Source organism: Pseudomonas sp. McL0111 (assembly GCF_052567255.1).
Genome location: NZ_CP199585.1, coordinates 845,515 through 871,169, shown reverse-complemented (window position 1 = coordinate 871,169; position 25,655 = coordinate 845,515). Strand labels below are relative to the sequence as shown.

25 protein-coding genes are annotated in these 25,655 nt (G+C 60.5%); 1 reads left to right on the top strand and 24 read right to left on the bottom strand.

The window, feature by feature from the left end; translation table 11 throughout:
• Positions 1-99: 99 nt before the first annotated feature.
• From ureC to cbiE, 24 genes are all read right to left on the bottom strand, one after another.
• Positions 100-1,800, bottom strand: coding sequence for an urease subunit alpha (gene ureC, locus ACTWLJ_RS03995; RefSeq protein ID WP_401214787.1), 1,701 nt, complete (start codon positions 1,798-1,800; stop codon positions 100-102).
• 163 nt (positions 1,801-1,963) lie between these two features.
• The gene (locus ACTWLJ_RS03990; protein ID WP_445179951.1) at positions 1,964-2,272 is read right to left on the bottom strand and encodes an urease subunit beta; all 309 of its coding nucleotides are present in this window, start codon (positions 2,270-2,272) and stop codon (positions 1,964-1,966) included.
• On the bottom strand, positions 2,272-2,805 hold the full coding sequence (locus tag ACTWLJ_RS03985; RefSeq protein ID WP_445179950.1) for a GNAT family N-acetyltransferase: 534 nt from the start codon (positions 2,803-2,805) through the stop codon (positions 2,272-2,274). Before ACTWLJ_RS03985 ends, ACTWLJ_RS03990 begins: the two co-directional genes overlap by 1 nt.
• 6 nt (positions 2,806-2,811) lie before the next feature.
• The gene (locus ACTWLJ_RS03980) at positions 2,812-3,345 is read right to left on the bottom strand and encodes a GNAT family N-acetyltransferase (RefSeq protein WP_445179949.1); all 534 of its coding nucleotides are present in this window, start codon (positions 3,343-3,345) and stop codon (positions 2,812-2,814) included.
• A gap of 9 nt (positions 3,346-3,354) precedes the next feature.
• Positions 3,355-3,657: an urease subunit gamma gene (locus tag ACTWLJ_RS03975; RefSeq protein WP_401214799.1), complete on the bottom strand. Its 303-nt coding sequence runs from the start codon at positions 3,655-3,657 to the stop codon at positions 3,355-3,357.
• Positions 3,658-3,816: 159 nt separating this feature from the next.
• Positions 3,817-4,656 (bottom strand): urease accessory protein UreD, encoded by an 840-nt coding sequence (locus tag ACTWLJ_RS03970; RefSeq protein ID WP_445179948.1) that lies wholly within the window; start codon positions 4,654-4,656, stop codon positions 3,817-3,819.
• A 43-nt stretch (positions 4,657-4,699) separates the two neighbouring features.
• On the bottom strand, positions 4,700-5,398 hold the full coding sequence (gene urtE / locus ACTWLJ_RS03965) for an urea ABC transporter ATP-binding subunit UrtE (protein WP_401214805.1): 699 nt from the start codon (positions 5,396-5,398) through the stop codon (positions 4,700-4,702).
• Between the two features lie 140 nt (positions 5,399-5,538).
• Complete coding sequence (gene urtD / locus ACTWLJ_RS03960; protein ID WP_445179947.1) at positions 5,539-6,408, bottom strand: urea ABC transporter ATP-binding protein UrtD; 870 nt, start codon at positions 6,406-6,408, stop codon at positions 5,539-5,541.
• Positions 6,405-7,484: an urea ABC transporter permease subunit UrtC gene (urtC, locus tag ACTWLJ_RS03955; protein WP_445179946.1), complete on the bottom strand. Its 1,080-nt coding sequence runs from the start codon at positions 7,482-7,484 to the stop codon at positions 6,405-6,407. The genes urtD and urtC overlap by 4 nt, the downstream gene beginning before the upstream one ends.
• Complete coding sequence (urtB, locus tag ACTWLJ_RS03950) at positions 7,484-8,986, bottom strand: urea ABC transporter permease subunit UrtB (RefSeq protein WP_445179945.1); 1,503 nt, start codon at positions 8,984-8,986, stop codon at positions 7,484-7,486. The genes urtC and urtB overlap by 1 nt, the downstream gene beginning before the upstream one ends.
• Positions 8,987-9,222: 236 nt before the next feature.
• Positions 9,223-10,488 (bottom strand): urea ABC transporter substrate-binding protein, encoded by a 1,266-nt coding sequence (gene urtA / locus ACTWLJ_RS03945; RefSeq protein WP_401214816.1) that lies wholly within the window; start codon positions 10,486-10,488, stop codon positions 9,223-9,225.
• A 336-nt stretch (positions 10,489-10,824) separates the two neighbouring features.
• On the bottom strand, positions 10,825-11,835 hold the full coding sequence (locus tag ACTWLJ_RS03940) for a FecCD family ABC transporter permease (protein WP_445179944.1): 1,011 nt from the start codon (positions 11,833-11,835) through the stop codon (positions 10,825-10,827).
• The gene (locus tag ACTWLJ_RS03935; protein WP_445179943.1) at positions 11,832-12,779 is read right to left on the bottom strand and encodes an ABC transporter substrate-binding protein; all 948 of its coding nucleotides are present in this window, start codon (positions 12,777-12,779) and stop codon (positions 11,832-11,834) included. The genes ACTWLJ_RS03940 and ACTWLJ_RS03935 overlap by 4 nt, the downstream gene beginning before the upstream one ends.
• Complete coding sequence (locus ACTWLJ_RS03930) at positions 12,776-13,564, bottom strand: ABC transporter ATP-binding protein (RefSeq protein WP_445179942.1); 789 nt, start codon at positions 13,562-13,564, stop codon at positions 12,776-12,778. The genes ACTWLJ_RS03935 and ACTWLJ_RS03930 overlap by 4 nt, the downstream gene beginning before the upstream one ends.
• A 114-nt stretch (positions 13,565-13,678) precedes the next feature.
• Positions 13,679-15,802: a TonB-dependent receptor gene (locus ACTWLJ_RS03925; RefSeq protein ID WP_445179941.1), complete on the bottom strand. Its 2,124-nt coding sequence runs from the start codon at positions 15,800-15,802 to the stop codon at positions 13,679-13,681.
• A 150-nt stretch (positions 15,803-15,952) separates the two neighbouring features.
• Entirely contained in the window at positions 15,953-17,332 is a 1,380-nt protein-coding gene (locus ACTWLJ_RS03920) for a PepSY-associated TM helix domain-containing protein (protein ID WP_445179940.1), read from the bottom strand.
• Positions 17,333-17,460: 128 nt separating this feature from the next.
• Positions 17,461-19,581 carry a TonB-dependent copper receptor gene (locus ACTWLJ_RS03915; protein ID WP_445179939.1) on the bottom strand — a complete coding sequence of 707 codons (2,121 nt, stop codon included), beginning with the start codon at positions 19,579-19,581 and terminating at the stop codon, positions 17,461-17,463.
• Between the two features lie 84 nt (positions 19,582-19,665).
• Positions 19,666-20,112 (bottom strand): DUF2946 domain-containing protein, encoded by a 447-nt coding sequence (locus ACTWLJ_RS03910; protein WP_445179938.1) that lies wholly within the window; start codon positions 20,110-20,112, stop codon positions 19,666-19,668.
• A gap of 21 nt (positions 20,113-20,133) precedes the next feature.
• Entirely contained in the window at positions 20,134-20,613 is a 480-nt protein-coding gene (locus ACTWLJ_RS03905; protein ID WP_445179937.1) for a copper chaperone PCu(A)C, read from the bottom strand.
• Positions 20,614-20,661: 48 nt separating this feature from the next.
• Positions 20,662-21,060, bottom strand: a complete 399-nt coding sequence (locus ACTWLJ_RS03900) for a DUF2946 domain-containing protein (protein WP_445179936.1) — start codon at positions 21,058-21,060, stop codon at positions 20,662-20,664.
• A 97-nt stretch (positions 21,061-21,157) separates the two neighbouring features.
• Positions 21,158-21,448, bottom strand: a complete 291-nt coding sequence (locus tag ACTWLJ_RS03895; RefSeq protein ID WP_445179935.1) for an addiction module antidote protein — start codon at positions 21,446-21,448, stop codon at positions 21,158-21,160.
• Between the two features lie 255 nt (positions 21,449-21,703).
• On the bottom strand, positions 21,704-22,432 hold the full coding sequence (locus tag ACTWLJ_RS03890) for a cobalt-precorrin-6A reductase (RefSeq protein WP_445179934.1): 729 nt from the start codon (positions 22,430-22,432) through the stop codon (positions 21,704-21,706).
• The gene (locus tag ACTWLJ_RS03885) at positions 22,429-23,526 is read right to left on the bottom strand and encodes a cobalt-precorrin-5B (C(1))-methyltransferase (RefSeq protein WP_445179933.1); all 1,098 of its coding nucleotides are present in this window, start codon (positions 23,524-23,526) and stop codon (positions 22,429-22,431) included. Before ACTWLJ_RS03885 ends, ACTWLJ_RS03890 begins: the two co-directional genes overlap by 4 nt.
• Positions 23,519-24,730: a precorrin-6y C5,15-methyltransferase (decarboxylating) subunit CbiE gene (cbiE, locus tag ACTWLJ_RS03880; protein ID WP_445179932.1), complete on the bottom strand. Its 1,212-nt coding sequence runs from the start codon at positions 24,728-24,730 to the stop codon at positions 23,519-23,521. Before cbiE ends, ACTWLJ_RS03885 begins: the two co-directional genes overlap by 8 nt.
• Before the next feature lie 255 nt (positions 24,731-24,985).
• On the opposite strand from cbiE, the gene ACTWLJ_RS03875 reads away from it, so the two are divergent.
• Positions 24,986-25,615: a hypothetical protein gene (locus ACTWLJ_RS03875; RefSeq protein WP_445179931.1), complete on the top strand. Its 630-nt coding sequence runs from the start codon at positions 24,986-24,988 to the stop codon at positions 25,613-25,615.
• Positions 25,616-25,655 lie beyond the last annotated feature (40 nt).

Genomic DNA, 25,655 nt, shown 5'->3' with positions numbered 1-25,655 from the left:
GACTCGAATACTAGTCTCTTTGGCGGGAATTACATGACCATTGATGTGAATGAATCTGTGGGTGAGGGAGCAAGCTCCCTCACCCATCCACTGCTGTAATCAGAACAGAAAATAGCGTTGCGCCATCGGCAAGGTTTCCGCCGGCTCGCACCACAGCAGCACGCCGTCTGCCTTGACCTGATAGGTCTGCGGATCGACGTCGATGTTCGGCAGATAGTCGTTGTGAATCAAATCGGTCTTCTGCACCTCGCGGCAGCCTTTGACCACGGCGATTTTCTTTTTCAGCCCCAGCGCTTCGGGCAACCCGGCCTCCTGCGCCGCCTGACTGATAAACGTCAGGCTGGTGGCGTGCAACGAGCCGCCGTAACTGGCGAACATCGGGCGGTAGTGCACCGGTTGCGGGGTCGGGATCGAGGCGTTGGCGTCGCCCATCAGGCTTGCGGCAATCGCTCCGCCCTTGAGGATCAACGTCGGTTTGACGCCGAAAAACGCCGGACGCCAGAGCACCAGATCCGCCCATTTGCCGACTTCGATCGAACCGACTTCATGGCTGATGCCATGAGTGATCGCCGGGTTGATGGTGTACTTGGCGATGTAGCGTTTGGCGCGGAAGTTGTCGTTGCCTTCGCCATCCTGAGGCAGCGGGCCGCGCTGCTTTTTCATCTTGTCGGCGGTCTGCCAGGTGCGGGTGATGACTTCGCCAACGCGGCCCATGGCCTGACTGTCGGAGCTGATCATCGAGAACGCACCGAGGTCATGGAGGATGTCTTCGGCAGCAATGGTTTCGCGGCGGATGCGGCTTTCAGCGAAGGCAACGTCTTCGGCGATGCTCGGGTCGAGGTGGTGGCAGACCATCAGCATGTCGAGGTGTTCGTCGATGGTGTTGCGTGTGAACGGCCGCGTCGGGTTGGTCGAACTTGGCAGCACGTTGGCAAAACCGCAGGCCTTGATGATGTCCGGCGCGTGGCCGCCACCGGCACCTTCGGTGTGATAGGTGTGGATGGTGCGGCCCTTGAACGCGCCGAGGGTGGTTTCGACGAACCCCGACTCGTTGAGGGTGTCGGTGTGGATCGCCACCTGCACGTCGTACTGGTCGGCGACGCTAAGGCAATTGTCGATGCTCGCCGGGGTGGTGCCCCAGTCTTCATGCAGCTTGAGGCCGATAGCGCCGGCCTTGACCTGCTCGATCAACGGCTCTGGCAGGCTGGCGTTGCCCTTGCCAGTCAGGCCGATGTTCATCGGGAACGCGTCGGCGGCCTGGAGCATCCGCGCCAGATGCCACGGGCCCGAAGTGCAGGTGGTCGCGTTGGTGCCGGTGGCCGGGCCAGTGCCGCCGCCGATCATGGTAGTCACGCCGCTCATCAGCGCTTCTTCGATCTGCTGCGGGCAGATGAAGTGAATGTGCGTGTCGATGCCGCCGGCAGTGAGGATCATGCCTTCGCCGGCAATCACTTCGGTGCTGGCGCCGATGGCGATATTCACATTGGGTTGCACGTCCGGGTTGCCGGCCTTGCCGATGGCGGCAATGCGTCCGTCCTTGAGGCCGACGTCGGCTTTGACGATGCCCCAGTGGTCGATGATCAGCGCGTTGGTGATCAGCGTGTCGACCACCTCGGCGGCGAGCAGTTGGCTTTGGCCCTGACCGTCGCGGATGACTTTGCCGCCACCGAATTTCACTTCTTCGCCGTAGGTGGTGAAGTCTTTTTCGACTTCGATCCACAGCTCGGTGTCGGCCAGGCGCACCTTGTCACCGACGGTCGGGCCGAACATGTCGGCGTAAGCTTGACGGGAAATCTTCATTTCATTTCCTTGCACAAATTTATTGTGGCGAGGGGATTTATCCCCGTTCGGGTGCGAAGCACCCGCCATTCAGCAAATGAGGTTTGTCAGGTAGAAGGCGGTGACTGTTGGGCGACTGCGCGGCCGAACGGGGATAAATCCCCTCGCCACACGGTTGTGCGGGTCAGTCGAGGTCGCCCATGACCCGCCCGGCAAAGCCGAACACCCGGCGATGCCCGGCGTAATCCACCAGTTCGACTTCGCGGCTTTGCCCCGGCTCGAAGCGCACGGCGGTGCCGGCCGCAATGTTCAGGCGCATGCCACGGCTGGCGGCGCGGTCGAAGGTCAGGGCGTCGTTGGTCTCGAAAAAGTGATAGTGCGAACCGACCTGAATCGGCCGGTCACCGCTGTTGGCCACTTTCAGGCTGACAGTGCGGCGGCCGACGTTGAGTTCGATGTCGCCGGGCTGGATCTGGTATTCACCGGGAATCATCACTGGGCTCCTTGCAGAATCTTGTAGTAGAGGGCGGTGGCCCGGTAAGTGCCGCTCGGGTCGCAAGCGTAGTCGGGGATTTCCCCGGCGCGGGTGTAACCCAGGGCCTTGTAGAAGTCTTCGGCGGGGGAGCCGGCCTCGGTGTCGAGGTAAAGCATGCCGCGCTTGTACTGGCGGGCAGACAGTTCCAGCGCACTCATCAATTGCTGACCCAAGCCGCGCCGCCGCGCCTGTTCACGCACCAGCAGCTTCTGCACTTCGGCGCGGTTCAGGCCGTTGGCCTTCTGGCACAAGCCCAATTGCGCACTGGCTTGTACTTCTTCGTCCTTGACCACCACCCACAGCAGCACGTTGCCCTTGTTCAGGTTGTCCTGAACCTCATCGAAATACGCGCGGGCCTGAGCGGCATCAAGGTCGGCCATGAAGCCGACGCTGGCGCCATAACCCACCGCGTCGAGCAGCAGATCGATCAGGCCCTGACGATAGTGGGCAAAACTTTCAGCATTGACGCGGCGCAGTTGGGCGACGTTCATCGAAGTTCACTCCTTGTTGGCGTTCGGCGGCTCCGCGCCAGGATTGAGGGTCAGTTGCATGAAGGTCAGGTCGAGCCAGCGGCCGAACTTGGTGCCCACCTGCGGCATCTGTCCGCTGATGACAAAACCGGCGCGCTCATGCAGGCGGATCGAGGCGGCATTACCGCTTTCGATGGCGGCGACCATCACATGCTTGTCGCAGCTTTTTGCCCGTTCGATCAGCACACTCATCAGTTGCGGGCCGAGACCGTTGCCGCGCTGATCGCTGCGCACGTAGACCGAGTGTTCGACGGTGTGACGAAAGCCGTCGAACGGTCGCCAGTCACCAAATGAAGCGTAGCCGAGCACGCCATTGTCGGCATCGACGATCACCAGAATCGGGTAGGCCTGAGACTGGCGGGCGCTGAACCACGCCTGACGATTGCCGAGGTCGACCGGGGCTTCGTTCCAGATCGCCGTGGTGTTGAGCACGGCGTCGTTGTAGATGTCGCGGATCGCCGGCAGATCGGCGTGCAGTGCATCGCGAATGATGTAAGTCATGGCGCGGCCTCAGACGATCGGTTGGTGGACGGTGACCAGTTTGGTGCCGTCGGGAAACGTCGCTTCGACCTGAATCTCCGGGATCATTTCCGGGATGCCTTCCATCACTTGTTCACGGCTGAGCAGGGTGGTGCCGTAGTGCATCAGATCGGCGACGGTCTGGCCGTCACGGGCGCCTTCGAGCAGCGCCGCCGAGATGTAGGCCATGGCTTCCGGGTAATTGAGTTTCACGCCACGGGCCAAACGCCGCTCGGCAACCAGGCCGGCGGTGAAGATCAGCAGCTTGTCTTTTTCGCGTGGGGTCAGATCCATTGTGGGTATCCATCAGGGCAGATAAAAAATGTATTCGGCGCTGTAAACACATCCCTTTGTAGGAGTGAGCCTGCTCGCGATATCGGACTGATATTCGGCACGTGTGTCGACTGACACGCCGTCATCGCGAGCAGGCTCACTCCTACAGAGAATTGCATTTCAGGTGTTCCAGATTCGTGGGGACATGGCTTCGCGGCCAAGCAACGCCGGGCGCAGCAGGCGCCATAAATCGATCAGCCAGGCACGGGCGAGCAACGCTTCACTGGCCAGGCAACGGGCGATCAAAAGTCCCGGCAACTGGGTCAGGTCGCCGCGCACCTCATGGCTCAACGAGCGGCAGCGCTCCAGCAGATCTGCATCAATTTCACCGGTCACCAGCAGCGTTGCAAACACCGGTTTTCCATCCAGACCAATCGGCGAATCGAGCAAACCGTCATCGCCGACGATGCGCTGGCGTTCATGCCACAGCAAGCGGCCATCGCGGCGGATATCCAGGTGCGACTGAAAATGCCCGAGGTCGAATCGCTCACCACTGGCCGGTCGTCCCAGCGCGACAACGTCCCAGTAAAACAGCCGGGCATCGCCTTCCAGATCAATCGAAGTCGTCAGTTCCGCCTGAGCAGCGCTGTAAACGATGGTTTCCTGCGGCAGCCATTCGAGGGTCGCGCCAGCGGCGACTTTCAAATCCAGCTTCTGATACGCCGGCCCGGCTGCGCGATACCACTTGGCGGCGCCGGGGCTGGTGATCTGTGCCCAGGCATCGCTTTCGACGCGAGCGCTGATGTCGAGCCGGTCGCCGCCGGCAATCCCGCCCGGCGGGTGGACGATGATGTGCTGGCAGACTTGCGGCCCTTCGGCGTACAGATGTTTTTGCACGCGCAGCGGGCCGCGATGGCGACGCAGAACCGGGCGCGTGCAATCGCCGAAACGCGCGTAGGCGAGTTCCAGCTCGGCGTGCCAGCTCGGGGTAAACAGGGCAGTGTTCAAAGGTAAATTCATGTTTTTTAATTATCGTTAGCAGGCTACAGATTAAACCGTCGTCTTAGATTGTCACCAGCCCACGCACACCCTCGGCTTCCATGTTTTCTCCGCGCCCCTGCTGGACGATTTCGCCCCGGGACATCACCAGATATTGATCGGCCAGTTCGGCAGCAAAGTCGTAAAACTGCTCCACCAGCAGAATCGCCATGTCGCCTCGGGCTGCAAGCTTCTTGATCACTGCGCCGATCTCCTTGATCACCGATGGCTGAATGCCTTCGGTGGGTTCGTCGAGGATCAGCAAGCGCGGGCGGCTGGCCAATGCGCGGCCAATTGCCAACTGCTGTTGTTGACCACCGGACAGATCGCCGCCGCGCCGCTGCTTCATTTGTAGCAGCACCGGGAACAGTTCGTAGATGAAACTTGGAACTTCTTTCGCTTCGCTGCCGGGAAAACGTGACAGACCCATCAGCAGATTTTCTTCCACGGTCAGGCGCCCGAAGATCTCGCGGCCCTGCGGCACATAGGCGATACCGGCGTGAACGCGCTGGTGCGGCTTGAACCCGGTGATCGGTTTGCCTTCCCAATTGACCACACCTTCCTTGGCCGGCAACAGGCCCATCAGGCACTTGAGCAGAGTGGTCTTGCCCACGCCGTTACGGCCCAGCAGGCAGGTGACTTCGCCGACCTTCACGTCAAAGCTCAGGCCGCGCAGGATGTGGCTACCGCCGTAGTATTGGTGCAGCTTGTCGACTTGCAGCATGTTCAGATTCCTTGAATTTCACACAGAACCCTGTGGGAGCTGGCTTGCCAGCGATGGGGGCGGCACATCCGGCAATGATGTCGATTGACCCACCGCTATCGCTGGCAAGCCAGCTCCCACAGTGACCGAGGTCGTAAGCCTTAGCGGCCGAGGTAGACCTCGATCACCCGTTCGTTTTCCTGCACCTGTTCCAGCGACCCTTCCGCCAGCACGCTGCCCTGATGCAGCACGGTGACGTGGTCGGCAATCGAGCCGACGAAGCCCATGTCGTGCTCGACCACCATCAGCGAGTGCTTGCCGGCGAGGCTCTTGAACAGTTCAGCGGTGAACTCGGTTTCGGCGTCGGTCATGCCCGCCACCGGTTCGTCGAGCAGCAGCAATTGCGGGTCTTGCATCAGCAACATGCCTATTTCCAGAAACTGCTTCTGCCCGTGGGACAACAATCCCGCAGGGCGATTGACCGAGCTGGTCAGGCGAATGGTTTCCAGCACCTCGCTGATGCGATCCTTCTGCTCGCCGCTCAGCCGTGCGCGCAAACTGGCCCACACCGACTTGTCGGTTTTCTGCGCCAGTTCGAGATTTTCAAACACGCTAAGGGCTTCGAATACGGCGGGCTTCTGAAACTTGCGGCCGATGCCGGCCTGAGCAATCTGCACCTCGCTCATCTGCGTCAAGTCGAGCGTCTCGCCGAACCAGGCCTTGCCGTGACTGGGCCGGGTCTTACCGGTGATCACGTCCATCAGCGTGGTCTTGCCCGCGCCGTTGGGGCCGATGATGCAGCGCAGTTCGCCGACGCCGATGTACAGGTTCAGATCATTCAGTGCCTTGAAACCGTCGAAGCTGACGCTGATGTCTTCCAGGGTCAGGATCGTGCCGTGGCGCGTGTCGAGGCCCGGGCCGACGCGTTGGCCGAGGCCAATCGAGTCGCGGCTGGTGCCGGCGTCTTTGTTCGGTTCGACCGGGAAAAACGCCGGCTCAAGCATGAATTCAGCGCTCGCAGTGACTCTCATGATTCACCTCGTTTCTTCAGCAGGCCGATCACGCCTTTGGGCAGGTACAGGGTCACGACGATGAACAGCGCGCCGAGGAAGAACAGCCAGTATTCGGGGAAGGCCACGGTGAACCAGCTCTTCATGCCGTTGACTACGCCGGCACCGAGTAACGGCCCGATCAGCGTGCCGCGCCCTCCTAGAGCGACCCAGACCGCCGCTTCGATAGAGTTGGTCGGTGACATTTCGCTGGGATTGATAATCCCCACTTGCGGCACGTACAGCGCCCCCGCGAGGCCGCACAACACTGCGCTCAATACCCAGACGAACAGCTTGAAACCACGTGGGTCGTAGCCGCAGAACATCAGGCGGTTTTCCGCGTCACGCAGCGCGGTCAGCACTCGGCCGAACTTGCTGCGCGCCAGACGCCAGCCGATGTACAGGCTCGCCACCAACAACAGTACGGTCGCCAGAAACAGCACCGCACGAGTCCCCGGTTCAGTGATGCCAAAGCCGAGAATCGTGCGGAAGTTGGTGAAGCCGTTGTTGCCGCCGAAGCCGGTTTCGTTGCGGAAAAACAGGAGCATGCCGGCGAAGGTCAGGGCCTGGGTCATGATCGAGAAATACACGCCTTTGATCCGTGAACGGAAGGCGAAGAAACCGAACACCAACGCCAGCAATCCCGGCGCCAACACCACCAGGCACATAGACCAGACAAAACTGCTGGTGCCGCTCCAGTACCACGGCAATTCAGTCCACGACAGAAAGGTCATGAACGCCGGCAAGCCATCGCCGGCAGCCTGACGCATCAAGTACATGCCCATCGCATAACCGCCGAGGGCGAAGAACAGACCGTGGCCGAGGGACAACAGGCCGGCGTAACCCCAGACCAGATCCAGCGCCAGTGCGACGATGGCGTAGCAAAGAATCTTGCCGACCAGCGTCAGGGTGTAGGCCGAGACTTGCAGGGAATTGTCGGCGGGCAAGAGAGACAGCAGCGGCAGGGCGATCAGCAGCGCGAGAATTACCGCGCCGACGGCTATGGTTATTTTCGGGCCGGCCTTTTGCGTGGCCGTAACGAGTAGAGGCTGGTTCATCAGTCGATCACCCGTCCTTTCAATGCGAAGAGGCCTTGCGGACGTTTCTGGATAAACAGAATGATCAGCGCGAGGATCAGGATTTTGCCGAGCACCGCACCGATCTGCGGTTCAAGAATCTTGTTGGCGATACCGAGGCCGAACGCGGCGAGCACGCTGCCGGCCAGTTGACCGACGCCGCCGAGTACCACCACCAGGAACGAGTCGATGATGTAGCTCTGCCCGAGGTCCGGGCCGACGTTGCCGATCTGACTCAGCGCCACACCGCCAAGTCCGGCGATACCCGAACCGAGGCCGAAGGCGAGCATGTCCACGCGCCCGGTCGGCACGCCGCAGCAGGCGGCCATGTTGCGGTTCTGGGTGACGGCGCGGACGTTGAGGCCGAGGCGGGTTTTGTTCAGCAGCAGCCAGGTGAGGACGACCACAAACAAGGCGAAAGCGATGATCACGATGCGGTTGTACGGCAGCACCAGGTTCGGCAACACCTGAATCCCGCCGGACAACCACGCCGGGTTGGCTACTTCAACGTTCTGCGCACCGAACACCAGCCGCACCAGTTGAATCAGCATCAGGCTGATGCCCCAGGTGGCGAGAAGGGTTTCCAGCGGTCGGCCATAGAGATGGCGAATCACCGTGCGCTCCAGCGCCATGCCGATGGCGGCCGTGACGAAAAATGCCACCGGCAGCGCGATCAGCGGATAGAACTCGATGGCCTGCGGTGCATAACGCTGGAACATCAACTGCACCACATAGGTCGAGTAAGCGCCGAGCATCAGCATCTCGCCGTGGGCCATGTTGATCACGCCGAGCAGGCCGAAAGTGATTGCCAGACCGAGTGCCGCGAGCAGCAGGATCGAACCGAGGGACATGCCGCTGAATGCCTGACCGAGTATTTCGCCGATCAGCAGTTTGCGCTTGACCTGGGCCAGGCTGGTTTCGGCGGCAGTGCGCACGTTGTCATCGGCTTCGACGCCGGGTTGCAGCAGATTTTCGAGGCGGGTGCGGGCCAGCGGATCACCGGTTTCACCGAGCAGACGCACGGCAGCCAGACGCACGGCCGGGTCGGTATCGACCAGTTGCAGATTGGCCAGCGCCAGGCTCAGAGCAGCGTGGACGCTTTCATCTTTTTCGCCAGCGAGTTGCTGGTCGAGGAATTTCAGCTGCGCGGGTTTCGCGCTTTTCTGCAATTGCTGCGCGGCATTCAGACGGATTTTGGCGTCGGCGTCGAGCAGTTGCTGGCTGGCCATGGCGGTGTCGATTAGACCCCGCAGGCGGTTGTTCAGACGCAGGACTTTTGGCTGGCCGTCGATGGTCAATTCGCCTTGTTGCAGAGCGTTGATCAGTTCGACACGGGCCGGATCGGGCTGCGCGGCCCAGGCTTCCAACAGTTTGGCTTGTTGCATGGGATTGGCCGCGACGAAGTCTTCGGCGTCGCCGGCGTGGGAGGCCATCGGCAGGAGCAGCGCGATGGCGAGGATGAAGCGGTAGAGGGCAGTGGGCATAATCAGTCGCCTTGACGCGGACATTGGGGGAGTGAGCTTTGTGGCGAGGGGATTTATCCCCGATGGGTTGCAAAGCAGCCCCAAACCCAGCGTTCGCGGTTTATCAGATAGATCGCGTCGACCGGTTTCGCGACTGCTACGCAGCCGAACGGGGATAAATCCCCTCACCACAAAGGCTCGCCCCTACAGGGGATTTGGTCGGGCCACAGAGTTCATCGGGCCCGACACCCAATGGCTCAGTTGCTCTTCACCGCATAATCCGGCTTCTTGTCGTTGCCATCGATAAACGGGCTCCACGGCTGGGCGCGGATCGGGCCTTCGGTCTGCCACACCACGTTGAACTGACCGTCCGCCTGGATCTCGCCGATCATCACTGGTTTGTGCAGGTGGTGATTGGTCTTGTCCATGGTCAGGGTGTAACCCGACGGCGCGGCAAAGGTCTGGCCGGCGAGGGCTTCGCGGACTTTGTCGACGTCGGTGGATTTGGCTTTCTCGGCCGCTTGCGCCCACATGTGGATGCCGACGTAAGTGGCTTCCATCGGGTCGTTGGTCACCGCTTTGTCAGCGCCCGGCAGGTTGTGTTTCTTCGCGTAGGCTTTCCAGTCAGCGACGAATTTCTTGTTGGTCGGGTTATCGACCGACTCGAAGTAGTTCCATGCCGCGAGGTTGCCCACCAGCGGTTTGGTGTCGATGCCACGCAGTTCTTCTTCGCCCACGGAGAACGCGACCACCGGAACGTCGGTGGCTTTCAGACCCTGGTTGGCCAGCTCTTTATAGAATGGCACGTTGGAGTCGCCGTTGACCGTGGAGATCACCGCAGTCTTGCCGCCAGCCGAGAATTTCTTGATGTTGGCGACAATGGTTTGATAGTCGCTGTGACCGAACGGCGTGTAGACCTCTTCGATGTCCTTGTCGGCCACGCCTTTGGAATGCAGGAACGAGCGCAGGATCTTGTTGGTGGTGCGCGGGTAGACGTAGTCGGTGCCGAGCAGGAAGTAGCGCTTGGCGCTGCCGCCTTCTTCACTCATCAGGTATTCAACCGCCGGGATCGCCTGTTGGTTAGGCGCGGCGCCGGTGTAGAACACGTTCGGCGACATCTCTTCGCCTTCGTATTGCACCGGGTAGAACAGCAAGCCGTTGAGTTCTTCGAACACCGGCAACACCGATTTACGCGACACCGACGTCCAGCAACCAAACACCACAGCGACCTTGTCCTGAGTCAGCAACTGCCGGCCCTTTTCCGCGAACAACGGCCAGTTCGACGCCGGGTCGACCACCACCGGCTCGAGCATCTTGCCGTTGACGCCGCCCTTGGCGTTGATCTCGTCGATGGTCATCAGTGCCATGTCTTTGAGCGATGTTTCGGAGATCGCCATGGTCCCGGACAACGAATGCAGAATACCCACCTTGATGGTTTCGGCAGCCTGGACAGTCCAGGTCATGCCCATAGCGGCAATGGATGCCGTGAGTGTGAAAGCCTTGATCAAACTGCGACGCTTCATTGTGCGATCTCCATGAACGTTAAAGTTTTTTATGGTTGGCAGATGCGGACGACTGAAGGGTCTATAGCAAGCGGTGTGCCGGGTCGGCTTTGGGCAGGAAAATGTCGTGTTAGAGCGGTCGCTGCATTTTGCAGCGCACCACGAGAGGACGCATTGCATGCGCTGGTGCACTGGCATGCGCCAGATTGGGGCGCAGATGCCATGAGCCGCACTGCCCCCTGTGGGAGCGGGCTTGCCCGCGAAAGCGGTGAGTCAGTCACGGAAGATGTTTGATCTGCCGCCGTCTTCGCGGGCAAGCCCGCTCCCACAGGGTTTATGTTGTTTGCGGGACAGAGATCAGCGGCGGCGCATCAGGCCGATGAAGAACAGGCCGCCGATTGCGGCGGTGGCGACGCCGATAGGCAGGTCTTCGGGGGCAATCATTGTGCGTGCGGCGACATCGACCCAGACCAGAAATATGCTGCCGAGCAGCACGCACGCCGGCAGCAATCGACGATGCTCGGCGCCGACCAGTCGCCGCGCGATGTGCGGCACCATCAACCCGACAAAACCGATCGAGCCGCTGATCGAGACCAGCACCCCGGTCATCAGTGATGCAATCACAAATACGCGCAACCGCACCGCACGGGCATTCAGGCCGAGGGTCACGGCGGTCTGCTCGCCAGCCATCAGCGCGTTCAACGGACGTGCCATGCCCACCAGCAGAATCAGGCCCAGCAACACGCTGGCGGCAGGAATCGCCAGTAGCTCCCAACGCGCCAGGCCGAGGCCGCCGAGCATCCAGAACATCACCGCCGAGCTTGCCCGGTGATCGCCCATGAACAGCAACAGATTGGCAATCGCCATCATCACGAACGACACCGCCACACCGCACAGCAACAGACGATCACTGTCGAGCCGGCCGTGACGATTGGCGATCATCAACACCATCAGCATGCTCAGCAACGCGCCGATAAACGCTGCAATCGGCAAGGTCAGCAGACCGATGATCTGGCCGACATGCAGCACCACGATCACCGCGCCGAGGGTGGCGCCGGAGGTCACGCCGAGCAGGTGCGGATCGGCCAACGGGTTACGCGTCACCGCTTGCAGCACTGCGCCGATCAATGCCAATCCGGCGCCGACCAAGGCACCGAGCAACATGCGCGGCACGCGGATCAGCCAGACGATATGTTCCTGCCCGGCGCTCCAGTTCACCTCGCCGAGACCGAGCAGCTTGTGCAACAGAATCCGCCACACCACGTCCACCGGCACTCGCGCCGGACCGAAGCCGAGCGACACCACGCACGACACCAGCAACACGGCGCCGAGAGCGATCAGCAGAAGGGCATAGCGACGGTCGATCATTCGCCGTGGAATCCTTTGGCCAGGGTTTCCACTGCCAGCACATTGTCGATCCCGGGCGTGGCCTGCACGTAAGGGATGACGATAAAGCGCTGGTTCTTGATCGCGTCCACCGATTGCAGAGCCTTGTTGTCGAGCAGGAACCGGATCTTCTGCTCGGCAGTGATTTCGCTGTAGTCGACGATCACGATCACCTGCGGATTGTGCTCGACCACGGTTTCCCAGTTGACCCGCGTCCAGCTCGCTTCGACGTCGTCGAGAATGTTGCGCCCGCCCGCTGCATCAATCAGCGCTTGCGGCATGCCGAGGCGGCCTGAAGTCATGGCGCGGTCTTCGCCGCTGTCATACAGAAACACCCGTGGCTTGTCGGCGGGCAGGTCTTTGCGCACCTCGGCAACTTGCGCCTGCATGTCGGCGATCAGCGCGTTGGCGCGATCCTGTACGTCGAAGATTTTGCCGAGGTTACGCAGGTCGTTGTAAGTGTCTTCGAGCGTGGCGGCCGGGCGCCTCATCACGAAGGCGCAGGATTCGGTCAGCTCATACACATTGATGCCCAGCGGTTGCAGGGTTTGCGGCGTGAGATCGCCGCCCACGCGCATGCCGTAATCCCAACCGGCGAAGAAGAAATCGACGTTGGCATTGAGCAGGGTTTCCACCGACGGATATTTCGCCGCCAGCTCTGGCAAGCCGTCGAGCAGCGATTGCATTTCAGGCGTCACCGACTTCCAGCCACTCACGCCGCTGTAGCCGGCCATACGCGATTTGAGGCCGAGGGCGAGCATCATCTGCGTCATGTTGATGTCGTGGCTGACCGCATGTTTCGGTGCTTCCTTGAAGGTCACTTCGCGGTTGCAGCTTTGGATGGTCAGCGGGTATTTCGTGGCTTCGGCAAACGCCTGGGCGCTGCCCAGCAACAGAACGAAGCACAGCAGGGAACGCACAGTCATGGTCGGGTTATCCAGGTGATTCGCGGGTAGCCGTGGAGGGGATGTGAGTCGATCAATGCATCGACGCCGAAGACCTCGCGCAACATTTCGCGGGTCAGCACTTGTTGCGGGGTGCCGCTGGCGACGATTTGCCCGTGATTGATCACGTACAAACGGTCACAGAAGGCGGCGGCCAGGTTCAGGTCATGGATGCTGGCGAGGGTGCCGGTTTTCAGGCGTTTGACCAGTTGCAGCAGCTCCAGTTGATAGCGCGGGTCGAGGTGGTTGGTCGGCTCGTCGAGGATCAACAGTTGCGGTTGCTGGGTCAGGGCGCGGGCGAGAATCACTCGCTGTTTTTCCCCGCCGGAAAGGGTGGCGAAGGCGTGGTCTTCGAAGCCGTCGAGACCGACAGATTTAAGCGCCTGGGTGGCGAGGTTGCGGTCTTCAAGAGTGTCGCCGTCGAACAGGCCTTTGTGCGGTGTGCGGCCCATGGCGACGACTTCTTCGACGGTCAGACCGAAGGCGTCGGGAAACTCCTGCAACACCACCGCGATACGTTGCGCGCACCAGCGTGAGGACTGTTTCCAGACGTTGTAATGATCGAGTTTGACCTCGCCGTTTGCCGGCTGACTGAAGCGGTAGGCACAGCGCAACAGACTGGTCTTGCCGCTGCCGTTGGGCCCGATCAGCCCGACAAACTCACCGGCAGCCACGTGCAACGATGCATCACGCAGCTGGAACTGGTGATGGCAGTGGCCGTGGCCCAGTGGGGACCAGGTGAGGTTGGTGAGGGTCAGCGAGGTCATGCTTCTACTCTGAAATTTCTGTTGCTGCTGATGACGCCTTCGCGGGCAAGCCCGCTCCCACAGGTTTTGCGCAATCCCTGTGGGAGCGGGCTTGCCCGCGAAGAGGCCAGAGGATCAAAAGGTGTAATCAGCCGTGACGAAGAACGAGCGCGGTTCTCCGAGCATCCATTGCTGGCCCTCATTGTATTGGCTTTGCGCGTACTGGCGGTCAAACAGATTGTTCACCTGCAAACCCAGCGTGGTGTTGCGCAAGGCTTTCCACGACAGCGTTGCATCGACCACGGTGTAACTCGGCAGCTCGTTGCGGTTGGCCATGTCGGCATAACGCGCGTCGACATAACGCACCCCGGCGCGGGCCTTCAGGTCATCGGTGATGGCTTTGTTCAGCCACAGATTGGCCGTGCGGCGTGGCACGTCCACCGGGCGATTGCCGTTGTACGACAGGGTCTGGCCGTTCACTACTGCGGAAAAATCATCGTATTTGGCTTTGACGATTGCCGCGTTGGCTTGCAGTTGCCAGGCGTGCGGCAGTTGCAGATCGAGGCTGGCTTCGAGGCCGTTGGACGATTGCTGGCCGACCTGTTGCTTGAGCGTCGGGTTGCCCGGGTCATCAGTCAGCAGCTTCTTTTTGACGATGCGATACGCCGCCAGCGTGAACTCGCCGCGCTGATCCCAGAACAATTGCTTCATGCCGATTTCAGTCTGACGCGCCGTCGACAAATCATATTGTTGCTGGCTCGGGCTCAGGGAAATCAGGCCGCCGACGCCATCGGTGCTGGTCGCCACCTGACCGTAGAACGAAGTCTGTGGTGTAAGCGCAAACACCAGCCCGGCCTTCCAGTTGTTGCCAGTGAGGGTCTTGTCGCTCTGGTTGTTGTCGGTCAGATCGGTGCGATCCACATGCACATAATCACGTCGCACGCCGGTGACCAGCGACCAGCGCTCACTCAGTTGCGTACGGTTTTCAGCGAACACCGACATCTGTTTTGTGCTGCTGTCGAACTGATCGCGATACGGATTGGCACTCTCGAAATACCCCGGTTGCGGGTGATTCAGATCCAGCGGCTGGCCGTTGGGCAGCACGTCGTTGAACGGCGAGTTGCTGTCGAGCTGGAAACGGATGCGGTTGTACTCGACACCGGTCACGGTCTGGCTGTCGAGGCCGAACAGCGAGTGCTTGAAGGTGAAGGTCTGACGGTCGCCGACCTGTTCCTGCTGATGACCGATACCGAAGTAACCGCTGCGGCTGAGCTGCTGGCTATCGCGATCAAAGTTGTAGTTCTCGGCGTTCTGCCAGCGCCGTTGCGCCTTGAGGTAGTACAGCTCGTTGCTGGCGCTGACGGCGTCGTTGATCTGCCAGTCGCTGGTCAGGCGCGTCCATTGATCGTTGTAGTGCTGCTTGTCGTCGCGCACGTTGTAATTCTTGTCGCGCAGGCTGTCCTTGAGATGGTCGTTGATCAGCGGCGTGCCGAAGTAGTTCTGCGGGCGCTGATCGCCATAATCATGGGCCAGGGTGAACGCCAGATCGTCGGTGGCTTGCCAGCGCAAAGCCGCGCTGATGAAGTCGCTGGAAGAGTCACCGCGATCAATCCAGCCATTGCTGCGCAGGCGATTGAGATTGAGTCGATAGCTCAGGGTGTCGGTCAGCGAACCGCCGCTGTCGAACGCCTGTTGCTGGCTGTCATAGGAGCCGTAACCAACTCGTAGATGGTTTTCGATCTCGCCGCTGAACGGCTTCTTCGGGATCACGTTGACCACCGCGCCGGTCGCGCCTTCGCCGTACAGCACCGAGGCAGGACCGCGCAGTACATCGACGCGCTCTACCGACCAGGTGTCGACCGGGAAAGTCACTGTGCCCATGCCGGTGTACATGCGATTGCCGTCATACAACTGCATCACCGAACTCTGCCCGGTAAAACCGCGTGCCTGCAACGATGTACCGCCATCGCCCGGCGTACCGGTGCGGCTGATGCCGGTGCTGCGCGATACCGCGTCCTGCACGCTGCGATCACCACGGGCACGGACTTGCTCGCCGCTGAGGCTTTCGACGCTGGCCGGGGTTTCCATCGCGGTCAGGTTCAGGCGCGAGCCGGCGGTGGTCGGCGTGGTCAGACTGACGGTTTCATCATCGACGGCCTGCGCGCTGATGGTGCCGGTGGGCAGCGTCAGAGGAACCGTTTCGGCTTGCGCGGTGTTCACGGCGAACAGGCAAAGGCTGGACAAGAGGTACTTGTTCATTCGGGCGATGCATCACTTCTTCAAAAGAAAAGCCCGCGGCTTTTGGCTGCGGGCAGAATGGCAAGCTAGCGTTATACAGTAACACTAAAAAATACCGGATTATAAGCCCGGCAGTTTATAGAGCCCTCTAGATAGCGCATCTCGCCTGTCTCATGACGAAGTTGAGGCGGATTCATGTTGTTTGCCCAGACGCGACAACAGCAGTCGATCCAGCAACCAGACGACCACCAGCGAAGCGCCCACCAGCGGAAAAATCACTGCCAGCGCGAGCATGATCAGCACGCCGGTTTTCCATTTCGGCAGATCATGTCGCAGCGGTGGTACGCCGAATTTGCCTTGCGGGCGACGCTTCCACCAGATCACCACACCACTGACGGCGCTGAGCAGAATCATCAGGCAGATCAACAGCACGATGATCTGGTTCAGCGTGCCGAACATCTTGCCTTCGTGCAGCATCACGCCGATTTCCGTGGCCCGGGCAACGGCGCCGTACTGTTCGAAACGCACGTCGGCGAGCACTTTGCCGGTGTACTGATCGACGTGCAGGGTGGCGTCGTTGCGTGGGTCATCGGCAAACACTGCGATGGTGAACACGCCGGTGGCGGTGGTCGGCAGAGTGATGCTGTAACCGCGCTCGACCTTGCGCTCAGTGGCGATGTTCTGCACATCTTGCAGGCTGATGGTAGGTGCCGCAGGGCCGGAGTGCGCACCGCCGTGAGCCATGTGTTCGGCGTGATCGCCGGACATCGGCATCGGCGTGTTTTCCATCGCCCATGGCACAGTCTGGCGAGCGGCGTTATTCAGGCTGCCGGCCTCGACGTCGGAGGTCGGCACGTTGTTCCACATCGCTGCCGGGAACACGTTCCACACCTGCGCGTATTGCTTGCCCCAGAATCCGGTCCAGGTCATGCCGCTGAGCAACATCACCAGCAACAACGCTGCGCCCCAGAACCCGGTGACCGCGTGCAGATCACGCCACAACACGCGCCCGCGACTGTTCAGGCGCGGCCAGAGAATCCCCGCGGCCTGACCGCGTGGCCACCAGAGAAATACTCCGGACACCACCAACACCACACCCCAACCAGCGGCGAGTTCGATGAGCCGGTCACCGACGGTGCCGATCATCAACTCGCCGTGAATCGCCCGGGCGATGGCTTGCAGATTCTGCTTGGCATCTTGCTCGCCGAGGATGTCGCCGTGGTACGGATCGATGAACACGTTCAGTTCATGACCGGCATTCTTCACCACGAATTGCGTACTGCGTCCGGCTTCCACGGGCGGCAGGTACTGGGTGATCTGGCCTTGTGGATAAGCGTTTTTCACCCGTTGCAGCAAGTCGTCGGCCGGCACTGTGTGATGTCCGGCGGGGACGTTGAGCAGGCTGCTGTACATCAGTTGATCGAGTTGCGGTTTGAACAGATAGACGGTGCCGGTCAGGGCCAGCATCACCATGAATGGCGCAACGAACAGCCCGGCATAAAAATGCCAGCGCCACGCCAGGTTGTAGAAATTCGCTTTGGGCTTTTGCATCACGTTTGCTCCGCTTGGCTTGGATCTTTTAGTTGTCTTTTGCGGTTGCTGCGCAACCGATCGCCAGCAGGCTGGCTCCCACATGGAAGGTATTGATCCTGGTGGGAGCCAGCCTGCTGGCGATGCTTTTAGAAACTCATATCGACCTTGGTCCAGAGCGTGCGCCCCGGTTCATTGATCGCTTGCGGGTCGTTGGCCGGGTAGCCGAAACCGGCGTTGCCCGCCAGGTTCAGGTGCTCGGCGTAAGCCTTGCCGAACAGGTTGTCGACGCCGGTACTGACCTTCCAGTTCTTGTTGATGCGATAGGCACCGTTGAGCGAGAACACGCCAAAGCCGCCGCTCTTGTCGTAGTCCTTGCCGACCACGTTGCCCTTGTTCTGGTCGATACGGTTTTGCGCGGCGACCACCCGCCACAAGGCGCCGGCGCTCCAGTTGTCTTCGCTGTAGGTCAGGCCGAAACGTGCATCCAGCGGCGGCATTTGCGGCAGGGCTTTGCCGTCGCTGCTGTTCTTGCCCCAGGCGTAGGCCAGGGTCGCGTCGGCTTTCCAGTTACTGGTGAGGTTGTAGGCGGCACCGAGTTCGCCGCCCATGATGCGTGCGTCGATGTTTTCAGCGCGCGAAGTGCTCATGCCCATCATGGTTGGCGTGTAGTCGAACAGGATGTAATCGCGCACTACACCGATGTAGCCCGAGGCCCAGGCTTCGAGATCGGCGCTCTTGTAGTTCACGCCGAAATCGAACTGGGTGGTCTTTTCCGGTTTGATCGAGTCGAAAGCATTCAGCGACCCGGCAGGGCCTGACTTCGGCGAAAACAGTTCCCAGTAATCCGGGAAACGCTGCACGTGGCCGAGACCGGCGTAGAGCGTGGTCGGGCTGTCCGCCAGATCATGTTCGTAACGCACGAAGCCACTTGGCAGAGTGTCGGCGCGGGTGTCGTCGGCGGTCGGGTTCGGCGCAGACATCATTCCGGAACCGGTGGTCTGCCGGTAATCCTTGGCCGAAGCGCGATCGACTCGCGCACCCGTGATCAGGCGATCACGGTCAGCGGCGTACCAGGTCATTTCGCTGAACACGCCGTAGTTATGGAAGTCGGCGTCCTTGGTGTACGGCTGATCCTTGTAGGTGTCGATGCCCATGCCGCTGCGCTGGCGATGCTCGTTGGTCTGCGCGTCGAGGCCGGTGATCAACTGGATATCGGCCCAGCGCCAGGTCGCTTTGATCCGCGCGCCGAGGGTGCGGCGGTCGACGTTGGACGCCATCGGCCCCGACATCATTCCGGTGCCGGACGGGGTGCGCAGGGTGTAGTTGTCCATCACATGGTCGGCGTAGTTGTAGTAGACCTGCGCTTCGAGTTTCTCCAGTACATCGGTGATGTTGGATTTCTCGAAACGCAGGCCGAGGCTTTCGCGCAGGAACTGCGAGCCGTCCATGCCGCGCCCGGCATAACGCGCTTCGCCATCGCCCTTGCCAGCGGTCAACTCGATCAGCGTATCGGCGTCCGGGGTCCAGCCGACTGCGATGTCGCCGTTCCATTTGTCGTAGCGCGAAGGAACGGTGTCGTTGTTGCCGTCGCGATAATCGTCGGAGTGCGCGGTGTTGCCGATCACTCGCACGTAACCCAACGGGCCACCGGCAGCGGCATCGACGACCTTGTCGAAGCGGCCGTTGGAGCCGGCCAATACACTGGCGTTCACCCGGGTGCCGAGCTCGCCGAAGCTTTCCGGTTCACGGTCGAACAACACCGTGCCGGCTGATGCGCCCGGGCCCCAGAGCACGGTTTGCGGGCCTTTGATCACCGTCAGTTTGTCGTAGGTTTCCGGTGAAATGTACGAGGTCGGCGCGTCCATTCGCCCCGGGCAGGCGCCGAGCAACATGCTGCCGTTGGTGAGGATATTCAGCCGCGAGCCGAACATCCCGCGCAGCACCGGATCGCCATTGGTGCCACCGTTGCGTACCAAGGCGAAGCCGGGAATGGTTTTCAGATAATCGCCGCCATCGCTGGCCGGCACCGGTTGGCGTGGGTCCTTCGGATTGGTGACGATGGTCAGTGGCGAACTCGGCGCGATGGCGGTGATCACCGTCGGACTCAGTTCTTCATTGTGGCCGGCGTGTTCATCGGCCAGTACCAGCGGGGACAGCAGTACGCCGCAAAGGACGGCAGTCGCGTGCGAGAAACGAATGCGCGATTCGTTCAGGGCAAAGGTCGCCTGGGCAGAGCCCGAGCGTGGGACAACAGAAAACCTGGACATGACAATTTCCATCAAACAGTCGTAAACGACACGGCCGGCAGCCTGAAGCTGTCTTCTCAACCGTGTGCAATCAGAGGTGGATGCTTACGCTGGGATGGGCGGGGCGCGGGTGCGGGCGCCGGGGAAGAAGGTTTGCCGAGCATGGCCCAAGTGCGGGGAGGGTGGGGTAAAGGTGTTTACGTGGGCGATGCTGAAGCTGGCGAAAGTACCGCCGCCGGTCAGCGCCGGGCAGTTGAACAACAGACTGCAATAACCGCATTTTTCCCACAGCACATGCTGCGAGGATTGCGGCGGGCAGTGTTCGGCGGAGGGCTTGGCGTCATGCCCTCCATGATCCATGCCCGGCATGTCCATCGACATGTCCATGCTCATCGGCATGGAAGTCGAGGCGTGTTGGCCCATCGGCATCGACTGAGAAATCAGCGGGCCGATGAAGATCATCAACATGGCGAACAGGGCGATCCAGCTACCGCGAGTCAGCGTCTCTGTCTGGCGGTATCGGCCGGATGCCCTGGCGCTTTGCGGGCGCACGGGCGGGGTCAGCCGGATCGGTTATTGAGCGTGATCGTGCGCCTGGGCGGCTTGCGCAGGTTTCTTCTGCACCGAGACTTCCACGATGACATTCCCGGCCTTCTCGAAGTGCAGGGTCAGCGGGAAGCGTTTGCCGTCGCTGAGCAGGCTGCGATCCTTCAGATCAAGCAGCATCACGTGGTAGGCCATCGGCGCGAACGTCACCTTGCCGCCAGCAGGAACCACGACGCTCGGCACCTGTTGCATCTTCATCAGGTCACCCTGCATCACATGCTCGTGCAACTGCGCTTCGCCGGAGATCGGCGAGTCGACACTGAGCAGGCGGTCGTCGGTTTTACCCGGATTTTCAATGACGAAGTAGGCAGCAACGGTCGGCGCATTGGGCGGTAGCTCCTGCGACCACGGGTGGGCGATTTCCAGCTCGCCGGCCTTGTATTCGTGGGCATGGGCGAAGCCCACAGGCAGCAGCAACGCAGCGAGGACGATGAGTTTTTTCAACATGGCAGTTCTCCAGAACGATTTGAAACGCAGGTCAATTGCGAGAACAAATCAAACCAGAGGCGAGGCGCGGGGGTTGAGGCTGGGCCATTGCTGGCGCGGTGTGGGCGTTTCCAGTGAGGCGGGCGCGACACTGTGATTGCTTTCAAATCGAGCGAAATACAGCTGCGGCACATGCCCCGGCAACGCCACCAATGGCGCTGAACCCGAGCAGCACCAGCAATGCTGCATGTTGGAATGGGTGTCGTTTGACGGGGCTTTCTGATCGGTGATGCCGATGTTGATCGCCACCAGCTTCGTCCCGCTGCCGGTGCAGAAACTGCTCCACAGCAATTGTTCTGCCGGTGATGTGGCCGCCTGCGCCATCGCTCCCGTCATCGGCATGGCGAGCATGTTGAACAGCACTGCAAAGCAGGCGATCCAGGCAAATGCTAGCCGTTGTCGGTTCATGGGACAGATCCATTGGGTGGGCGATCAGGCGCGGCTATTTAGCCTGATCAGGGCCGATAAGTAAAAAAGCGTCGTGCGGTTTGGTGTCGCAGATCAATCAAATCGCGACGGCATGCAATCTCAAACCCAGTGCTTTCATGACTTTCATGATAGTTGCGAATTCAGGATTGCCAGTGCTGCCAAGTGCTTTGTAAAGACTTTCGCGACCTAGACCTGCATCACGCGCCACTTGGGTCATGCCTTTAGCTCGGGCTATGTCATTGAGTGCTGCACGGATAAGGACTCCATCACCGCCGTCTTCGTCAAAGCAAGCGTCCAGATAAGCAGCCATGTCTTCGGGTGTTTTCAGAAATTCGGCAGCGTCGAAACGCGTGAATTGTTCGGTCATTAGGAAATGTGCGCCCTTGGACTCAAAGGCCGTGAGAGTAAACCAGGCAATTGACACAAAAAGTCGGTGATTCTTTATGTTGCGGTGGGTAGCGTCTGATCTAGTTGTAGGACTCTACTCATAGACAGGCAATGCGGACGCCTTCGCGGGCAAACCCGCTCCCACAGGTTTTGCGGTGTACACAAATTCTATGTACTGCATAGATCATTGTGGGAGCGGGCTTGCCCGCGAAAGCGGAATCAAGGTTTCGACGTTTCAGGATTGACGACCGCTCGCCAGTGCGGCGATGACTTCCCCAATTGATCCAAACTCCTGATCAACCGCCGCCAATACCGGGCGCTTCAAGATAATGACGGGCACCCCGCGTTCGCGGGCCACTTCCAGTTTCGGCTCGGTCGCAGTGCTGCCGCTGTTTTTGCTGATCAGCACGTCGATCTGTCGGCGTTCGAACAGTGCGCGTTCATCCTCCAGCAGAAACGGCCCCCGGGCGCCGATGACTTCGCAGCGTTCGTTGCCGGGGTAAACGTCGAGGGCGCGCAGGGTCCAGAACTGATCGGCGGGGATTTCGTTCAGGTGTTGCAGCGGTTCGCGACCGAGGGTGAAGAGCGGTCGGCGGAACGGCTTGAGAGCGTTGATCAGTTCAGCCCAGTCGCTGACTTCACGCCAGTCGTCGCCGGCCTGTGCTTGCCACGCCGGTCGGCGCAGGGCCCAGCAGGGGATTCCGGTGAGGTGCGCGGCGCTGGCGGCGTTCTGGCTGATTTGTGCGGCGTAGGGGTGAGTGGCGTCGAGCAGCAGGTCGATGCGTTCATCACGGATGAATCGCGCCAGACCTTCGGCGCCACCGTAACCGCCGACCCGCACCTGACAGGTCAGATCAGTCGGCACCCGACCAACTCCGGCGAGGCTGTAAATGTGTTCCGGCCCAAGCGTGCGGGCGATGGCCAATGCTTCGGTCACACCGCCGAGCAATAGAATCCGCTTCATGCAAAACCTCCGGCATGGCCGACGATGCCACCCTGTCGATCAATCGCAAAGACCTCGACCTGCACCTGCGCCGGGACCACGCTGCGAGCAAAATTCAGGGCGTGGCGACAGACCTCGTCACCGAGGGCGATGCCCGCCGCACTGGCCATGGCCAGTGCCTGCTGGCTGGTGTTGGCCTCACGAATGGCCTGCTGTAAATGCTCGTCAGCGCCAATTGCCGCTGCCCATTCGGCAAGTTGCGGCAGGTCGATGCTCGAATGGCGGCTGTGCAGATCCATATGTCCGGCCGCGAGTTTGCTGATCTTGCCAAACCCGCCACACAGACTGAGTTTATCCACAGGCACTTTGCGCAAATGTTTGAGCACCGCGCCGACGAAGTCGCCCATCTCGATCAGGGCGATTTCCGGCAGGTTATAGACCCCACGCATGGTGTCTTCGCTGGCATTGCCGGTGCACGCGGCGATGTGCAGATAACCGTTGGTTTTAGCGACGTCGATACCCTGATGGATCGAGGCGATGTAAGCCGCGCAGGAAAACGGCCGGACGATGCCGCTGGTGCCCAGAATCGACAGGCCGCCGAGAATGCCCAGGCGCGGGTTCATGGTTTTCAATGCCAGCGCTTCACCGCCCTCCACGTTGACTGTGACTTCGAAACCACCGGCATAGCCGGTTTCTTCGGCGAGCAGGCGCAGGTGGTCGCTGATCATTTTGCGTGGCACCGGGTTGATCGCCGGCTCACCGACACCCAGCACCAGCCCCGGTCGGGTCACGGTGCCGACACCCAGACCGGCGTTGAAATGAATCCCCGGCTCGGCATTCAACCGCACTCGCGAATAGAGCAGTGCGCCGTGGGTTACGTCAGGGTCATCACCGGCGTCCTTGATCGTCCCTGCCTCGGCACCGTCGTCGGTCAACCGGCAGAACTCCAGACGCATCTGTACTTGTTTGCCCTTGGGCAAGACGATCTGCACCGCATCCGCCGGGGTGCCTGCGAGCAACAGGCGTGCGGCGGCGAGGCTGGTGGCGGTGGCGCAACTGCCCGTGGTCAGGCCGCTGCGCAGCGGGGCGGGTTGTTCAGCGGTTTCGTCACGCATCGAGGGGTTTGACCAGATCCAGCAAGGTGATCGGCAACGCCTGACGCCAGGTGTCGAACTCGCCCAGCGGCTGCGCCTGCGCAACATGAATGCGCGTCAGTTCACCGCCGTGGCGTTCGCGCCAGTTCATCAGAGTGGTTTCGCTTTGCAGGGTCACGGCGTTGGCGACCAGTCGGCCGCCGGGCTTGAGCTGCGCCCAGCAAGTGTCGAGCACGCCTTCACGGGTCACGCCGCCGCCAATGAAAATCGCGTCCGGGCGCTCCAGCCCGGCGAGCGCCTGCGGTGCGCTGCCGCGAATCAGTTGCAGACCGGGAACGCCCAATGCGTCGCGGTTGTGCTCAATCAACTGCTGACGACCGTCGTCGGCTTCAATTGCCAGTGCGCGGCAACCCGGATGCGCGCGCATCCATTCGATACCAATCGAGCCGCTGCCAGCGCCGACGTCCCACAGCAGTTCACCGGGAGTCGGTGCGAGACGGGCGAGGGTGATGGCACGCACGTCGCGTTTGGTCAGTTGGCCATCATGCTTGAAAGCGCTGTCGGGCAGCCCGGCCAGACGTGACAGGCGCGGTGCGTCCACGTCGGCCCGGCATTCGATGGCGATCATGTTGAGGTCGGCAACTTCGGTGGCGTCCCACTCATTGGCGGTGCTGTCGATACGCCGCTCGGCAGCGCCACCCAAATGCTCCAGAACGCTGATTCGACTGCCACCAAAACCTCGATCACGTAGCAGCGCTGCGACTGCGGCGGGACTGTGCCCATCATTACTCAGCAGCAATAACCGGACGCCGCCGAATAACTGGGCGTTGAGCGCTGCCAGTGGTCGGGCCACCAGCGACAGAATCGTCACATCCTGCAACGGCCAGCCCATGCGTGCGGCGGCCAGGGAGCAGGAGGACGCTACGGGCAGAATCAGCATTTCGGCGCCCGGCACTTGTCGGGAAAGACTGGCACCGACGCCATAAAACATCGGATCACCGCTGGCCAGTACACATACCGCTTCGCCACGGTATTCAAGTACCGGCGCGAGCGAAAACGGGCTTGGCCACAGCTGGCGTTCGCCGCGAATGCATACCGGCAGCAAGTCCAGTTGGCGCTGGCCGCCGATGATTCGCGAGGCGCGCAGCAGGGCATGCCGGGCATTTTTGCCCAGGCCCTTGAAGCCGTCTTCACCAATTCCCACAACCGTCAGCCAGGGTGCCATGCCGTTCCTTATCTCGTACTCATGTTCAAGGGCCGCATGATAGCGCGGCTTCTGTTGTCTGGCGCAGCGCATTCCTGAACAAGATCGGCTGTTGAAATCTAATGTGGTTGAAAATTTTATTGTTGTTTGATGTTGTTTGTTAGTTTGGTTCTTGGTTCGATAGTCTCTTGAATCGATTACTTGTACGCAGGTGATGGTTTTGATCTTTGCGTGGTTAATATAACTAATATGGATTTTAATTTAAGGAGGAGTGATATGGTTCATAATGCAACCCTTGTAGGCGATGTTTTATTGGTTTGGGTTCAAGAACAGTTGTATGAGGATTATCAGTTCGTATTGAATTGTACTTGTCTGGCGCAGCATCACGCGGATATTACGTATAACAGTGAAACCCAGCCCGGGCGCTGGACCGATTTTTTTACCGACGTACTCTGGTCCCATGGCTGGAGCCGCGATTACCCTCCGATCGAGTATGTACAGGCACAGTTCCGCGGCAGCGTTCGGGATATATGGTCGACGCTGGCAAGTCCTCTTCTGACTCGTGAGCAGATCGACGGCGTCAGTCTTGGATTGAAGGCACTTGAAAACGATGCAGATTTGCTGCGAAAAATCAAAGGGGTAAGTGGCAAAGCGTTCGACTTCAAGATAATGCCGGTCAGTTACAACGCAAAGGGTGACCTGGAAGTGGTGGTTACTAACGTCAGGTTCATGAAGATGAGTATGAACACCGAATACTTTTTTTGGGATATATCGCAAGCAATGAATCAACTGGATGTCCTGGCCCGAAAAGTAGTGATTTCCCGTCGCGTGATGGATGCGCGTCAATCCAGTGTGAAGGCAGCACTGAAAGACGTCCTCTTCAGCTTTGACGATATTGAGTTGTAACTTGTGCTGTGGGGATGAGGTCGTTGTGCTTCGCAACCTC